The sequence below is a fragment of the Actinomadura montaniterrae genome (assembly GCF_008923365.1).
Lineage (GTDB): Bacteria > Actinomycetota > Actinomycetes > Streptosporangiales > Streptosporangiaceae > Spirillospora > Spirillospora montaniterrae.
In genome coordinates, this window is the sequence record NZ_WBMR01000090.1 from 1 (window position 1) to 13836 (window position 13836).

Below are 13836 nucleotides of genomic sequence, written 5' to 3' on the forward strand. Positions count from 1 at the left end.
CGCCGTCCCGGGCCGCTGCCGCGCCGCGTCGCCGCGCTGCTCGCGCCCCCGCCGCCGCACCGCCGGTGGCTCGTCGTGGCGACGGCCGCGCTGGTCGTCCTGTCGGTGTGGGCCGCCAACGACGGCGCGCTCGACCTGCACCAGGTGATCGAGCACGCGCAGACCCGCTAGCGCGCCTCCGGCGGCCGGGGGCGCTCCAGCAGGTCGCGCAGGAGCCGCTCGTCGCTCTCGTTCAGGTCGGAGACGAACCGGGCCAGCACGCCGGGGCGCTCGTCGCCGCTGCGGTCGAGCTCGGTGTGCATGCGGTGCGCGGTGAGGGCCGCGGGGTCCTCGACGACGGCGCTGTAGGCGTAGGTGCGGCCGGCGCGGACCCGGCGCAGCAGCCCCTTGGCGTGCAGGCGGCCGAGGATCGTGGCGACCGTCGTGCGGGCCAGGCCGTCGCCGAGGGCGGCGCGGACGTCCCGCGCGGTCAGCGGCCGCGCGGCGGCCCAGATCGTCTCGAGCACCGCCGATTCCAGCTCGCCCGACGGGCGGCGCGCTGCAGAGGTCACGGACAGAAGTCTGTCACAGGACGGCCGAAACGACCCGGAGACGGACGCGGCGGACGCCCCGGATGCCCCGACGCGGCGGCCGGCTCGGACGCGGCGGGCGGGACGGCTCAGCGCGGGGCGAGCAGGTCGCCGACGGCGGCGATGCCCGCCCGCACGGCCCGCTCGCCGGTGTTGCCGAACCCGAGCACGAGCTGGAGCGGGGCGTCCGAGCCGTCCGCGCGGCACATGCTCATCCCGTGCAGGCCGACCCCGCGCGCGCGGGCCGCGTCCACCACCGCCGCCTCCCCTCCGGGGACGCCGAGGTGCGCGACGGCGTGGAACCCGGCGTCCAGGCCCGTGACCCGGACGCCGGGCGCGTGCTCGGCGAGCGCCGCGAGCAGCGCCGCCCGGCGCGCCGCGTACACCGCGCGCATCCGGCGCAGGTGCCGGTCGTAGCGGCCCGACTCGACGAGCCGGGCGAGCGCGAGCTGGTCGAGCGCCGGGGAGCCGCGGTCGCTCAGCAGCTTGTACTCCACGATCGCCGCCGCGAGCGAGGGCGGGGCGAGCAGCCAGCCGAGGCGCAGCGCGGGCGCCAGCGACTTGCTGACCGTGCCGATCGACACGACCCGGTCGGCGGCGAGGCCCTGCAGCGCGCCGACCGGCTCGCGGTCGTAGCGGAACTCGGCGTCGTAGTCGTCCTCGATGATCACGGCGTCCCGGTCGGCCGCCCACGCGATCAGCTCCAGGCGCCGGCGCGGCGCCATGACCACGCCGGTCGGCCACTGGTGCGCCGGGGTGACGACGACGGCGCGGGCGCCGGTGGCGGCGAGCGCCCGCACGTCGACGCCGTGCTCGTCGACCGGCACCGGCACCGCGTCCAGCCCGGCCCAGGCCGCGGCGGCGCTGGTGGAGCGGGGGCCGCCGGGGTCCTCGTAGGCGACCGTCCGGACCCCGGCGCGGGCCAGCGCGCCGAGCGCCAGCACCAGCGCCTGGGCGTGGCCGGAGCAGACGACGATCCGGTCCGGCTCCGCGGCCGCGGCCCGGACGCGCCGCAGGTACCCGGCCAGCACCTCGCGCAGGGGCATGGCGCCCGCCGGGTCGCCGTAGTCGAGCGCGGCGGTCGGGATCGCCCGTCCCGCCTCGCGGACCGCCCACAGCCAGTCCGCCATCGGGAAGGAGCCGAGGTCCGGCACCCCGGGACGGAAGTCGGCGATCAGCCGGGCGGGCGGGGGAGCGGGCCGCGGCGGCTCCGCCGGCGCCGCGGGCGCCGCGCCGGCCGCGACGCGGGTGGCCGAGCCGCTCCGCGTGACGAGGTACCCCTCCGCCTGGAGCTGGGCGTAGCACTCCTGGACCAGGCCGCGCGAGATCCCCAGCGTCCGGGCCAGCTCCCGCGAGGACGGCAGCCGCTCGCCGACCCGCAGCCGTCCGCCCCGGATCGCGTCCCTGACCTGGCATTCCAGCTGGGCGCGCAGCGGTTCGCCGGACGACCGGTCCAGCGGCACCAGTAGTTCGGGGGACGAACCGGACCACTCCAGCGGCATGGAAGTGGAGCTTATCGGCGGTCCGCCCGGTCCGTAGCGTGATCGGCATGACGACGACGCAGTGCCTCGAAGCCCCCGCCCCCGCGGCGAAGCCGCCGCTCCTGACCCGCCCGCTGCTGCTGAGGTTCGTGTCCATGCTCGGCGCGGCGGTCAGCTTCTACCTCCTGCTGTCGGTGGTGCCGCTCTACGCACAGGGCACGGGCGGTGGCGGCGGCGCGGCGGGCCTGGCGACCGGCGCGCTGATGCTCGCCACCGTGTGCGGCGAGTTCGGCACCCCGTGGTTGGTCGGCCGGTACGGCTACCGGGTCGCGCTGGGCGCCGGGCTGGTGCTGCTCGGCGCGCCCGCCCTCGTGCTGACGCTGTCGTCGGGCATGGCGTGGATCGTCCTGGTCTGCCTGCTGCGCGGGCTCGGGTTCGCGCTCACGGTGGTCGCCGGGGGCGCGCTGACCGCCGCGCTGATCCCGGACGAGCGGCGCGGCGAGGGGCTGGCGCTCGTCGGCATCGTCGCGGGCGCCCCCGCGCTCGGCGCGCTGCCCCTCGGCGTCTGGTCCGTCCGGCACTTCGGGTACACGCCGGTCGCGGTCATCGCGGGCGCCGCCGCCCTCGTCGCGGTCGCGTCCGTGCCCGGGCTGCCGGACGGCGAGCGCCGGACCGGGCGGGCCACCGGGCTCCTCGCCGGGCTGCGGACGCCGGCGCTGTCGCGTCCCGCGCTCGTCTTCGGGGCGTCCGCGCTGGTCGCCGGGATCATCGTGACGTTCCTGCCGCTCGCCGTGGCGTCCGCGTCCGCCGGGGTCGTCGCGGCGGCGCTGTTCCTGCAGCCGCTCGCCTCGACGGTCGCCCGCGTCGTGGCGGGCCGGATCGGCGACCGGCGCGGGCAGGCCGGGCTGGTGCCGCCCGGCGTGGTCCTGTCGGCCGCCGGCGTCCTGCTCACCGCGCTCACCCGCCACGACCTCGCCGTGATCGCCGGGGTGACGGTGTTCGGCGTCGGGTTCGGGCTGCTGCAGAACGCCACGCTCGCCCTGATGTACGCGCGGGCGCCGCGGTCCGCGTACGGCACGGTCAGCGCGCTGTGGAACCTCGCCTACGACGCCGGGATGGGCGCGGGCGCGCTCGGCTTCGGGCTCGTCGCCGGGCGGACCGGCTACCCGTGGGCGTTCGTCCTCACCGCGGCGCTGCTGGCGGCGGCGCTGCCGGTGGCGCTGCGCGACCTGCGCGGCGCGTCCCGCTCAGCGGGCCCCGCCCCGGCCTCCGAGTGACGAATATTGTATCCATTACCTCCAGGCAGAGATCTCGAGGAGGGCCGGGCGATGACGGAGACGCTGCGGATCGAGGACGACGGCGCGGTGCGGACGCTGGTCTTCGCCCGCCCGGAGGCGGCCAACGCCTTCGACGAGGAGCTGTACCACGCCGCCGCGCGGGCGCTGCGCGACGCCGCGTCCGACGGCGGCGTCTCGGTCGTGCTGCTGACGGGGGAGGGCCGCGCGTTCACCGCCGGGACCGACATCAAGGAGATGGCCGAGATCGCCCGCGACCACGCCGCCGGCCGCTCGGACCAGGAGATGGGCAGCGGGTTCGTCGCGCTCGTCGACGCGCTCGCCGGGTTCCCGAAGCCGCTGATGGCGGCGGTGAACGGCGCCGGCGTCGGCCTCGGGATCACCATGCTGGGCCACTGCGACGTGGTCCTGATCGCCGAGCACGCCCGGCTGATGGCGCCGTTCGCGGCGATGGGCGTCGTGCCGGAGGCGGCGGGCAGCTACCTGCTGCCCGCGCGCATGGGCCACCAGCACGCCGCGCTCGCGCTGTTCACCGGGAACTGGGTCACCGCGGAGGAGGCCGTGCGCTGCGGCCTCGCGCTGCGCGCCGTCCCGGCGGAGGCGCTGTTGGACGAGGCGCGCGGCATCGCCCGCGAGATCGCGGCCAAGCCGCTGGCGTCGCTGGTGGCCACCAAGGAGCTGATCCTCGCGCCGCGGCGCGAGGAGGTGCGCCGCGCCCGCGAGCGCGAGGACGCCGCGTTCGCCCGCCTGCTGGGGGAGGCCGGCGCGGACGGCCGCATCGCCGCCCGGCTCGGCTGACCCGCCGGGCGCGCCGGGGTCATTCCTGCGCGGGCACGCCGCGCAGCGCCGCCTCGCCGAACAGCGGCTCGAAGACCGAGGAGTAGTCGGGGCCCCGGCGCAGGTGGTGGCCGCCGTCCACGTTGATGATCTGCCCGGTGATCCACGAGGAGTCGGGGCTCGCGAGGAACCCGACGGCGGCGGCGATGTCCTCGGGCTCCCCGACGCGGGCGAGCGGCATGCAGGCCAGGTAGTCCTCCAGCACGGGACCGGTGTCGGCGATGCCCGCCACCAGCTCGGTGCGGGTCAGCCCGGGGCGGACCCCGTTCACCCGGACGCCCACGCCGCCCAGCTCGTCGGCCGCCAGCCGGACGAGGTGGTCCACGGCCGCCTTCGACACCCCGTACGCGCCGAACCAGCGGTGCGTGTTCGACGAGGCGATGGACGAGATCGCGACGATCGAGCCGCCGCCCGCGCCCGCCATCGCCCGCGACGCGTGCCGGATCGTCAGCATGGTGCCGGTGGCGTTCAGCTCCATCGTGGCGCGCCAGGCGTCGAGGTCGAGGTCCCCGATCGGCCCGATGGAGCTGGACCCGCCGGCGCAGGCCACGGCCGTGCGCAGCGGCCCGCGCTCCGCCGCCGTCGCGACGGCGTTCTCCACCTGCGCGTCGTCGGTGACGTCCGCGACGACGTACCCGATGCCCTTGCCGGTCTTCCCGGCCGCCTCGCGCAGCCGGTCCTCGGTGCGCCCGCAGATGGTGACGGCCGCGCCGAGGTCGGCGAGCCGGGCCGCGCACGCGAGCCCGATGCCGCTGCCGCCGCCCGTGACCAGCGCCGCCGTGCCGTCGAGATGTCCCATGTCGTCTCCTCTTCAGCGATCGGTTCGTCAGCGGTCGATCGCGGTGGTGCCGCCGTCGACCGTCAGGTGCGTGCCGGTGATGAAGGACGCCTCGTCGCTCATGAGGAACCGGACCGCCGCGGCGACCTCCTCGGGCCGGCCGAGCCGGCCGACCGGGGCCTTGGCCTCGAACAGCGGCCGCATCTCCGCCGGCACGTCCGTGCTGAGCATCGGGGTGTCGATGTACCCGGGGCAGACGGCGTTGACGCGGACGCCGTCCCCGGCGAGCAGGTGCGCCATCGAGCGGGTGAGGCCGAGCAGCCCCGCCTTGGACGCGCAGTAGGACGGGATGAACAGGCTCCCGACGAACGCCTCGATCGAGGCGATCCCGACGATCGCCGAGCCCTCCTGCGCGCGCAGGTCGTCCAGCAGCGCCTGGGACAGCAGCGCGTGCGCCCGCAGGTTGACGTGCTGGACCGCGTCCCAGCGGGCCTCGTCGAGGTCGCCGACCGCGGCCGGGCCGGAGATCCCGGCCGCGTGCACGAGGCCGCCGATCGGGCCGAGCGCGGTGCGGCTGCGCTCGATCGCGGCGGGGAACGCGGCGGCGTCGGTCACGTCGATGGTGACGGCGAGCGTGGCCGTCCCGGTGGCGGCGCCGATCGCCTCGGCGACGGTGGTGGGGTCGGTGCGGTCCCAGAGGGCGACGGGGCGGTCGGCGTCGGCGAGGGCGCGGGCGCAGGCGGCGCCGATGCCGGACGCCGCGCCGGTGACGACGACGGCGGTGCCGGGGGAGGGGGCGGGCACGGTCATGGGCCCTCCGAATACTTGATACTTGATGCAAGTCGAGTTTGAGATTAGCGTGCTTCCGATCCCGCCGACAGGGCCGGCGGGCCGACCCCCGGAGGGCGCCGTGCGGGAACTGCGCGGGAGGGCGGCGGCGGTGACCGGCGCCGGGAGCGGCATCGGGCGCGCGCTCTCCGTCCGGCTGGCGCGCGAGGGCGTGCGCCTGGCGCTCGCCGACCTCGACGGCGACGCGCTCGCGGAGACCGAACGCGCCCTCGGCCCCGGCGCGGCGGCCGTCACGCAGGTCACCGACGTCGGCGACGAGCAGTCCGTGCAGGCGTTCGCGGACCGCGCGTTCGCCGCGCTCGGCGAGGTGCACCTGCTCTTCAACAACGCGGGCGTCTACATGGGCGGACGCACCTGGACGCGTCCCGCCGCCGACTTCGAATGGACGCTGCGCGTCAACCTCTGGGGCATCCTGCACGGCGTCCGCGCCTTCGTGCCCCGCATGATCGAGCAGGGCGGCGAAGGGCACATCGTCAACACCTGCTCGGTCGCCGGCCTGTTCGTGGGCCCGGGCGCCGCGCCCTACACGGTCTCCAAGTGGGCGGCGTTCGCGGCGACCCTGAGCCTCGCCCAGGAGCTCGCGCTGGAGAACTCGCCGCTGCGCGTCTCCGCCCTGTGCCCCGGCGGCGTCCAGACGCGCATCCACGAGTCGGAGCGGGGCCGCCCCGCCGGCCTGGCGACCGAGCCGGGCGAGGACTCGGCGTTCATGGGCGAGATGATCGCCCAGACCGTCGCGGGGGGCATACCGGTGGAGAAGGTGGTGGAGGACGTGCTGAGCGCCGTCCGCGAGGAGCGCTTCCTCGTCCTCACCCATCCCGAGTATGCGCCGGGCCTCGCCGAGCAGGCCGAGGCGCTCGCCGCCGGGCGCCTGCCGGGCATGCCCGACTTCGAGATGAGGGAATGATGTCGCCGAAGACCAGCGCCGCGCCCAAGGGCATGGACTCGCCGATCGTGCCGAAGATCCTCAAGGTCATGGCGCGGCTCAACATCGCCGCCTACCGCGCGACCGGCGGCCGGGTCGGCGGGACGTGGCGGGCCGGCAGCGCGTTCCGCAAGGGCGTGCCGATCTGCCTGCTCACCACCAAGGGACGCAAGACCGGCCGCCCCCGCACGCAGCCGCTGCTCTACATCCCGGACGGCGACCGCGTCATCCTCGTCGCGTCCCAGGGCGGCCTGCCCAAGCACCCTCTCTGGTACCTGAACCTGCTCGCGGACCCGCAGGTGACCATCCAGGTGAAGCGGGACGTCCGCCGCATGCGCGCCCGCACCGCCTCGTCCGAGGAGCGCGCCGCGCTCTGGCCTCGGCTGGTCTCCGTGTACGCCGACTTCGACAAGTACCAGTCCTGGACGGACCGCGAGATCCCCGTCGTCATCTGCGACCCCGCCTAGCCGGGCTTCCCGTCCTCCACCGGCCGCCGGGCCTGCCACCCGGCGGCTTCGGCTTGACGCCTCTGATGGCTAACCGCTATTCATTTGGCCAACCGTTAGGGGTGATGGATGCAGGACGCGGTGCTGGCGATGCTCGCGAAGGAACCGTCGCACGGTTACCTCCTGCGCGAGCGGCTCCGGAAGGCCCTCGGGCCGCTCGGGGAGTCGATGAACGCCGGACAGGTCTACGTGACCCTCGCCCGGCTGGAGAAGCAGGGCCTGGTCGCGTCCGAACGCGCCGACGGCCTGCCCGACCGGCCGGACCGCAAGGTGTACGCGCTGACGCCGGCCGGGCAGCAGCGGGTCGCCGCCTGGCTGGGCGAGGTGAGCTGGCCGAAGCCGAACCTGGCGGAGTTCCACCTCAAGCTCGCCGCCGCGGCCGCGGGCCGGCTCGCCGATCCGGTCGAGCTGGTGGACGCGCAGCGCCGCGAACTGCTGCGGCGGCTCGGCGAGGCGCAGCGCGCCCTGCTGGCCGAGCCGGACGGCTCCACCGCCGGCCTGCTGCTGGAGGGCGTCGCGCTGCGGCTGCAGGCCGACCTGCGCTGGCTGGAGGCCTGCGAGCGGGTCTGGTCGAAGATCGCCGACGACGAATCCGAGGGCGCATGAACGAGTTCGGCGCGGTGCTGCAGGCCCGCGGGCTGTGCAAGGAGCACGGCCAGGGGCAGGGGCTGGTCCGGGCGGTCGACGAGGTCGACCTGGACGTCCCGGCGGGGCAGATGCTGGCGGTGACCGGGCCGAGCGGCTGCGGGAAGTCCACGCTGCTGCATCTGCTCGGCGGGCTGGAGCGGCCCAGCCGCGGGGAGGTGTGGCTGGCCGGCAGGCGCATCGACGCCCTGAGCGAGCGGGCGCTGGCCCGGCTCCGGCGGCGGTCCGTCGGTTTCGTCTTCCAGGCGTTCCACCTCGTGGAGGAGCTGTCGGCGAGGGAGAACGTGGAGCTGCCGGTGCTGCTGGCCGGGCGTTCGCCGCGCGCGGCCAAGCGGCGCGCGGCCCAGCTGCTGGAGCGGGTCGGGCTCGCCGACCGCGCCCGGCACCTGCCGTGGGAGCTGTCGGGCGGGCAGCGGCAGCGGGTGGCGATCGCCCGCGCGATGGCCAACGAACCGCTGGTGCTGCTGGCCGACGAGCCGACCGGGAACCTGGACACCGTGGCGACGCTCGACGTGCTGCGGCTCTTCGAGGAGCTGCGCGCCGCCGGGCAGACCCTCGTCATCGTCACGCATGACGAGCGCGTCGCGGCCACCGCGGACCGGGTCGTCTCGATGCGCGACGGGACGTTCGTCGACGACACCCGGCTGGCCGGCCACGCCACCGGAGGGCTCGGCGACTTGCTCGGGCTGGAGGACTGAGCCGCGTGGGCCGCATCCTGCTGGTGCTCCGCCTCGTCGTGGCCGACGTGCGCCGCCATCCCGCCCAGGCCGCGATGATGCTCGCCTCGATCACCGCCGCCACCGCCGCGCTGGCCCTGGGCATCTCGCTGAACGGGGCGACCGACACGCTCTACCGCCAGACCCGCGCGGCCACGGCCGGACCGGACGTGGTGGCGCTTTCCCCCGGCGCCGACCGGGCCGCGACCGCGGCGCTGACACCGCTGGCACAGGCGTCCGAAGTCACCGCCCATAGCGGGCCGTACCGCCAGTACTACACGACGCTGACCGCGCACGGCCGCACGTCGCGCGCGGTTGCGCAGGGCGCCGGGGCGACGCCGGGCCCGGTCGATCGTCCGCTGGTCACGTCGGGCACCTGGGTGCGGCCCGGCGGCGTGGTGGTCGAACGCGGCTTCGCGTCCGCCATGGGCATCCGGGTCGGCGACCGCGTCACCTTCGCGGGCCGCTCACGTCCCGTCGCCGGGATCGCCGTGACCACCGCGCACACCATCTACCCGTGGGCGCAGATGATCGGCCCGGGCGGCGGTCCGGACGACTACAGCGGCCTGGTGTGGGTGAGTGAGGCCGACACCGGGGCGCTTGCGGCCGCCGATCTCCCGGCGACCTCCCTGCTCTACCTGAAACTGCGGGACCCGTCCGCCGCCGAGGAGTTCGTGGACTCCCGCCGCGCCTTCGGCGACGAACAGCCGGCGAACTTCTTCACCTGGGGGTTCATGGCCACGCAGGACGCGCACATCCTCCGCGAGAGCCAGCCGGTCCTGGTCATCGGCAGCTGGCTGCTCGCCCTGCTGGCCGTCGGCGGCGTGGCCACGCTGGCGGCGGGACGCGCCACCAGGCAGACCCGGCGGGTCGGGCTGCTCAAGGCCGTCGGCGCCACGCCGGGGACCATCGCCGCCGTCCTGCTCGGCGAGTACCTGGCGCTGGCGCTGCTCGGCGACGCGCTGGGGCTGGCGATCGCGCGGCTGGCCGCGCCCGGCCTCGCCAACCCGACCGCGAGCCTGCTGTCCACCGCCGCGGGCCCGACCGGCGACACCGTCGCCGCCACGACGCTCCTCGCGCTGGCCGTGGCGGTCCTCACCACCCTCGGCCCGACGCGGCGCGCGCTGCGCACCGAGACCGTGTCCGCGCTGGCCGACACCGCCCGCCGGCCCGGGCACCGGCCCCGGCTGAACGGCCTGTCGGCGCTGCTGCCGACCCCGCTGCTGCTCGCGCTCCGCCTGATCGCCCGCCGGCCCGGCCGCGCCGTCCTGCACGCGTGGAGCATCGCGGTCATGGTCATCGGCGCTACGGCCCTGCTGATGGCCCGCGTGCAGACCGACTTCGACTACGGCCTGGGCTCCTCCCGCCTGGGCAACGTGCAGAGCGAGCAGGGGCACGACGTGCTGCTCGCCGTCACCGTCGCGCTGGCCGCGCTCGCCGCGGTGAACATCGTCACGATCACCTGGACGACCGCGCTGGAGGCCCGGCCCGTCATGGCGATCGCGCGGACGCTCGGCGCTACTCCCGGGCAGGTCACGGCCGGGCTGTCCGCCGCGCAACTCCTCCCGACGCTGCCCGGCGCCGCCCTCGGCGTCCCCTTCGGAGTGGTCCTGGTGGAGCTGTTCTCCCCTCCGAACGTCGTCGTTCCCTCCATGTGGTCGCTGTTCATCCCGGCGCTCGCCGCTCCTCTGGCGACGGCGGCGCTCACCGCCGTGCCCGCGCGCCTCGCGGCCCGCCGGTCCGTCGCCCGGACCCTCAGCGTCGAAACGGGATGAGCGCCGCCGTCAGATCAGGCCGAGCGAGCCCAGGTCGCGGATGGCGGCGCAGGAACGGGTCGTCATCGTCAGGAACATGCGGTCGCCGCGTTCGGTGCGCGTCCCGTACGCGCAGCCCAGGACGGTGATCAGCGGGCCCTGGAGGGCGGCGAACCGGTAGTCCTCGAAGCACTCGTCCAGGCCGTAGCCGTCCACCCCGTACCCGGTCAGGGCCGCGTGGTAGGTGGCGACGAGCGACCGTTCGCGCGCGGCCCGTTCGGCGGGGTCCAGGCTGGTGCCGAGGAAGAACGCGAGGTCGCGGACGGGGTGGCCGAGGCTGAGCGTCTGCCAGTCCACCGCCGTCGCGCCGCGTTCCGGGGCGGGCGGGAAGAGGAGGTTGTCGAGCCGGTAGTCGCCGTGGACGAGGCCGAAGCACCCGGGACGCGCCGTCATCCACGCGGCGATGGCGCCGGCGGTGTCGCGGAGCGTGCGGACGTCCCGGTCGTCGAGTTCCCCGGCGAAGCGGTCCACGAACGTCTCGACGGCGGGCGCGTACACCTCGCCGAGCGTGGCCGCGTCGTCGTCGCCGACCGTGCTCAGCCAGGGCAGGTCGGCCAGCGTCGGGTCGCACCAGCGCGGGCCGTGCAGGCCCGCGAGGTTCGTGACGGCGTCGGCGGCCTGCTCCGGCGTGCATCCGGCGATCTGGTCGCCCTGCGTCGCCGGGTGCAGGTCGTCGAGCAGCAGGACGAACGCCGTGCCGTCCTCGGACTGGGCGCTGTAGTGGCAGCGCGGCGTCCGCACCGCGACGGTCGGGGCGATGTCCCGGTAGAAGGACACCTCGGCGCGGTACGCGGGCGCGAGGAACGCGCGGGACGCCTCGTCCTCGGCCGCCAGCTTCGCGACGAGGCGGCGCGGCACGCCTTCGGCCCCCTCCAGCCGGAGGCGGTAGCACGCGCCGATCTGCCCGGAGCCGACCTTCTCCCAGGCGACGCCGGTCACGGGCGCCTCGAAGATCTCGCTGAGAGCGGCCGGGGTGAGCCCGGACGGGCCGTCGATGACGGTCACCGGGTCAGCTCCGTCCGGGGTTGCGCCGCGCGCCGCTCGCGAAGCCCTCGGGCCTGACGTCCCGGTAGGCCGCCACGACCGGCTCGACCTCGTCCGGCGTGACGCCATGCAGGATCACCCCATCGGCGCCCGCGTCGAACTGGTCGAGGACGCGCCGCGCGCACACGGCGGCCGAGCCGGTCGCCGACGCGGCGAGCCATTCGTCCGGGATGAGCGTCGCGACGTGCTCGAGCTGCTCGGCGGTGCCGATCGCGTCGAACGCGCCGGGGAAGCCGCTGACGAGGTCGTCCGTGCGGAACCGCGCGAGCGGCGCCGGGTCCCAGCCGTTCACGCGGACGAGCAGGTCGCCGTAGCCCTGCAGGTAGGTGGCGAACCGGCCGACGAGCTTGCGCAGCCGCTGCTCCTCGTCGAGATGGTCGCCGACCGTGGCGAGCACCGACCAGACGCGGACGCCCGCCGGGTCGCGTCCGGCCTTCTCGGCGCCCCGCCGCACCGCCTGCACCGACCGGCTCAGCGTCTCGTCGGTGAAGAAGGTGTGCAGGACGACGCCGTCCGCGACGCCGCCCGCGAACTCCAGGGTCTTCTCGCCCATCGCGGTGAGCAGGATCGGGATGTCCTCGTCGAACGAGGCGTCCTGGTTCAGGTACGGGAAGTCGCCGGCCGGCCCGTGGTGGTCGACGACGGCCTCGCCGCGCCACAGCCGGCGCATGATGCCGATGAAGTCCTCCAGCTGCGCGGACGTGACCCGCGGCAGGCCCATCACGTCGAACAGCAGGTCGAAGCCGCGGCCGAGGCCGAGCGCGAAGCGCCCGCCGGTGAGCCGGTGCATCGTCGCCGCGAAAGTCGCGGTGACGAGCGGGTGCCGGGTGTTGTGGTTGGTGGCGGCGGTGGCGATGCCGAGCCGCTCGCTCACCGCGCCCGCCGCGCCCGACAGGGTCGCGGCGTCCTTGGTGGCGAAGCGCTCGGACAGGAACACCGAGCCGAGGCCGAGCCGCTCGCCGTCGCGCACCTGGCCGAGCAGGTCGCGGGGCGAGGACGAGTGCCCCGCCAGCCCGTAAAAGCCCAGTTCCGGCAGGTCGCCGGTGGCCGGCACGTCAGGCCCCCAGCGGCGCGGACGGCGTGAACCTGACCTTGAACGACTCGTAGCCGGAGACGAAGTTGGCGGACCGGTGGGCCGGTTCGGTGTCCTCGATCGGCTCGATGTCGGGCAGCCGGGCCATGAGCCGCTCGAACATCACCTTCAGCTCCAGCCGGGCGAGGCTGTTGCCGAGGCAGAAGTGCGGGCCGTTGCCGAACGCGATGTGGTCGTTGGGGGTGCGCTCCACGTCGAAGCGGAACGGGTCGTCGAACACGTCCTCGTCCCGGTTCGCCGACGGGTACAGCAGCAGCACCTTGTCGCCCTCGCGGATCGTCCGGCCGCCGAGCTCGACGTCGCGGGTCGCGGTGCGGTTCATGTTCTTGATGGGGGAGACCCAGCGCAGCATCTCCTCGACCGCCGTCGGGATCTTGCCGGGGTCGTCGATGAGCTTCTGCCGCTGGTCCGGATGCAGGCACAGCTGGTACATGCCGCCGGAGATGACGTGCCGCGTGGTCTCGTCGCCGCCGATGAGGATCAGCAGCGACTCCTGCAGCAGCGAGTCGTGGTCGAGGTGGTCGCCGTCGATCTCGGCGTGCACCAGGATGCTGAGCAGGTCGTCGCCCGGTTCGGCGCGGCACCGCTCGACGGCCCGGGTGGCGTACTCGTTGAACCCGTTGAACGCCTCGCCGGCCTTGACCATCAGCTCCAGGTCGTCGCCGCCGGTCAGGGCGCGGAGCATGTCGTCGGACCAGGCGAGCAGCGTCTGCCGGTCCTGCGGGGCGAAGCCGAGCGCGTCGCCGATGACGATCAGCGGCAGCTGGGCGGCGATGTCGTGCACGAAGTCGCACTCGCCCTGCTCGCAGACGCCGTCGAGGATCTCGTCGCAGATCCGCCGCAGGTAGTCCTCCTGGGCGGCGACGCGGCGCGGGGTGAAGCCGGCGCTGACCAGCTTGCGGCGCATCTTGTGCTCGGGGTCGTCCATGTCGATCATCATCGGCATCGCGGCGTTGTCGGGCCGGATGCCGTGCGCGCTGGAGAACGCCTCGGGGTTGCGGGACACCGCCTTGACGTCGGCGTGCTTGGAGATGCCCCAGACGCCGCCGTTCTCGTCCCGGTACACCGGCTCGTTCGCGCGGATCCAGCGCAGTTCCGGGTGCGGGTCGCGGCCCCAGAACTCGCCGCTGACCAGGTTGATCGACTCGTGCATCGTGCTCCTCCAGCGGTGGCGGGAGGCCGGCGGCCCGGCCCGGCGTGTGCGGTTCGCGCCCGACGGATCGAATGAGACTGCCGTCTCATCTTTTCGTAGACTTGATGTTATATACAAGGGGTGAGCCGACCCGG

At 75.1% G+C, this 13836-nt stretch carries 14 protein-coding genes; 7 read left to right on the forward strand and 7 right to left on the reverse strand.

Annotated elements, in window-relative coordinates:
- Positions 1 to 167: 167 nt before the first annotated feature.
- Together F9B16_RS26945 and pdxR are read right to left on the reverse strand one after the other, a co-directional pair.
- Positions 168 to 551 (reverse strand): BlaI/MecI/CopY family transcriptional regulator, encoded by a 384-nt coding sequence (locus F9B16_RS26945; protein WP_151542997.1) that lies wholly within the window; start codon positions 549 to 551, stop codon positions 168 to 170.
- Positions 552 to 658: 107 nt separating this feature from the next.
- Entirely contained in the window at positions 659 to 2071 is a 1413-nt protein-coding gene (gene pdxR / locus F9B16_RS26950; protein WP_151542998.1) for a MocR-like pyridoxine biosynthesis transcription factor PdxR, read from the reverse strand.
- Positions 2072 to 2118: 47 nt separating this feature from the next.
- On the opposite strand from pdxR, the gene F9B16_RS26955 reads away from it, so the two are divergent.
- The gene (locus F9B16_RS26955; RefSeq protein WP_151542999.1) at positions 2119 to 3327 is read left to right on the forward strand and encodes an MFS transporter; all 1209 of its coding nucleotides are present in this window, start codon (positions 2119 to 2121) and stop codon (positions 3325 to 3327) included.
- A gap of 51 nt (positions 3328 to 3378) precedes the next feature.
- A complete protein-coding gene (locus tag F9B16_RS26960) occupies positions 3379 to 4143 on the forward strand; it encodes an enoyl-CoA hydratase/isomerase family protein (protein WP_151543000.1) in 765 nt (254 codons plus the stop codon).
- A 19-nt stretch (positions 4144 to 4162) separates the two neighbouring features.
- Here the strand turns inward: F9B16_RS26960 and F9B16_RS26965 are convergent, their stop codons facing one another.
- Together F9B16_RS26965 and F9B16_RS26970 are read right to left on the reverse strand one after the other, a co-directional pair.
- Positions 4163 to 4981, reverse strand: coding sequence for an SDR family oxidoreductase (locus F9B16_RS26965; protein WP_151543001.1), 819 nt, complete (start codon positions 4979 to 4981; stop codon positions 4163 to 4165).
- A gap of 27 nt (positions 4982 to 5008) precedes the next feature.
- Positions 5009 to 5770, reverse strand: a complete 762-nt coding sequence (locus F9B16_RS26970; RefSeq protein WP_151543002.1) for an SDR family NAD(P)-dependent oxidoreductase — start codon at positions 5768 to 5770, stop codon at positions 5009 to 5011.
- A 100-nt stretch (positions 5771 to 5870) separates the two neighbouring features.
- Here F9B16_RS26970 and F9B16_RS26975 point away from each other — a divergent pair, with 100 nt between their 5' ends.
- The 5 genes from F9B16_RS26975 to F9B16_RS26995 all read left to right on the forward strand — a co-directional run bounded on the left by F9B16_RS26975 (position 5871) and on the right by F9B16_RS26995 (position 10373).
- Positions 5871 to 6713: an SDR family NAD(P)-dependent oxidoreductase gene (locus F9B16_RS26975; protein WP_192809014.1), complete on the forward strand. Its 843-nt coding sequence runs from the start codon at positions 5871 to 5873 to the stop codon at positions 6711 to 6713.
- Complete coding sequence (locus tag F9B16_RS26980) at positions 6713 to 7198, forward strand: nitroreductase family deazaflavin-dependent oxidoreductase (protein ID WP_151543004.1); 486 nt, start codon at positions 6713 to 6715, stop codon at positions 7196 to 7198. The genes F9B16_RS26975 and F9B16_RS26980 overlap by 1 nt, the downstream gene beginning before the upstream one ends.
- A gap of 108 nt (positions 7199 to 7306) precedes the next feature.
- Entirely contained in the window at positions 7307 to 7843 is a 537-nt protein-coding gene (locus tag F9B16_RS26985; RefSeq protein WP_151543005.1) for a PadR family transcriptional regulator, read from the forward strand.
- Complete coding sequence (locus tag F9B16_RS26990) at positions 7840 to 8580, forward strand: ABC transporter ATP-binding protein (protein WP_151543006.1); 741 nt, start codon at positions 7840 to 7842, stop codon at positions 8578 to 8580. Before F9B16_RS26985 ends, F9B16_RS26990 begins: the two co-directional genes overlap by 4 nt.
- Before the next feature lie 5 nt (positions 8581 to 8585).
- Positions 8586 to 10373 carry an FtsX-like permease family protein gene (locus tag F9B16_RS26995; protein ID WP_225991974.1) on the forward strand — a complete coding sequence of 596 codons (1788 nt, stop codon included), beginning with the start codon at positions 8586 to 8588 and terminating at the stop codon, positions 10371 to 10373.
- Between the two features lie 9 nt (positions 10374 to 10382).
- Here F9B16_RS26995 and F9B16_RS27000 read toward each other — a convergent pair whose 3' ends face one another.
- The 3 genes from F9B16_RS27000 to F9B16_RS27010 are packed head-to-tail and all read right to left on the reverse strand — an operon-like array spanning position 10383 to position 13702.
- Positions 10383 to 11417: a phosphotransferase family protein gene (locus F9B16_RS27000; protein WP_225991975.1), complete on the reverse strand. Its 1035-nt coding sequence runs from the start codon at positions 11415 to 11417 to the stop codon at positions 10383 to 10385.
- 4 nt (positions 11418 to 11421) lie between these two features.
- Positions 11422 to 12510 (reverse strand): TIGR03857 family LLM class F420-dependent oxidoreductase, encoded by a 1089-nt coding sequence (locus F9B16_RS27005; protein ID WP_151543008.1) that lies wholly within the window; start codon positions 12508 to 12510, stop codon positions 11422 to 11424.
- A gap of 1 nt (position 12511) precedes the next feature.
- Positions 12512 to 13702: a cytochrome P450 gene (locus F9B16_RS27010; RefSeq protein WP_151543009.1), complete on the reverse strand. Its 1191-nt coding sequence runs from the start codon at positions 13700 to 13702 to the stop codon at positions 12512 to 12514.
- Positions 13703 to 13836 lie beyond the last annotated feature (134 nt).

Excerpts from the sequence above, each read along its gene's own strand:
- pdxR (WP_151542998.1), bottom strand. The coding sequence starts at position 2,071 with ATGCCGCTGGAGTGGTCCGGTTCGTCCCCCGAACTACTGGTGCCGCTG.
- F9B16_RS26955 (WP_151542999.1), top strand. The coding sequence starts at position 2,119 with ATGACGACGACGCAGTGCCTCGAAGCCCCCGCCCCCGCGGCGAAGCCG.
- F9B16_RS26960 (WP_151543000.1), top strand. The coding sequence starts at position 3,379 with ATGACGGAGACGCTGCGGATCGAGGACGACGGCGCGGTGCGGACGCTG.
- F9B16_RS26965 (WP_151543001.1), bottom strand. The coding sequence starts at position 4,981 with ATGGGACATCTCGACGGCACGGCGGCGCTGGTCACGGGCGGCGGCAGC.
- F9B16_RS26970 (WP_151543002.1), bottom strand. The coding sequence starts at position 5,770 with ATGACCGTGCCCGCCCCCTCCCCCGGCACCGCCGTCGTCGTCACCGGC.
- F9B16_RS26980 (WP_151543004.1), top strand. The coding sequence starts at position 6,713 with ATGTCGCCGAAGACCAGCGCCGCGCCCAAGGGCATGGACTCGCCGATC.
- F9B16_RS26985 (WP_151543005.1), top strand. The coding sequence starts at position 7,307 with ATGCAGGACGCGGTGCTGGCGATGCTCGCGAAGGAACCGTCGCACGGT.
- F9B16_RS26990 (WP_151543006.1), top strand. The coding sequence starts at position 7,840 with ATGAACGAGTTCGGCGCGGTGCTGCAGGCCCGCGGGCTGTGCAAGGAG.
- F9B16_RS27010 (WP_151543009.1), bottom strand. The coding sequence starts at position 13,702 with ATGCACGAGTCGATCAACCTGGTCAGCGGCGAGTTCTGGGGCCGCGAC.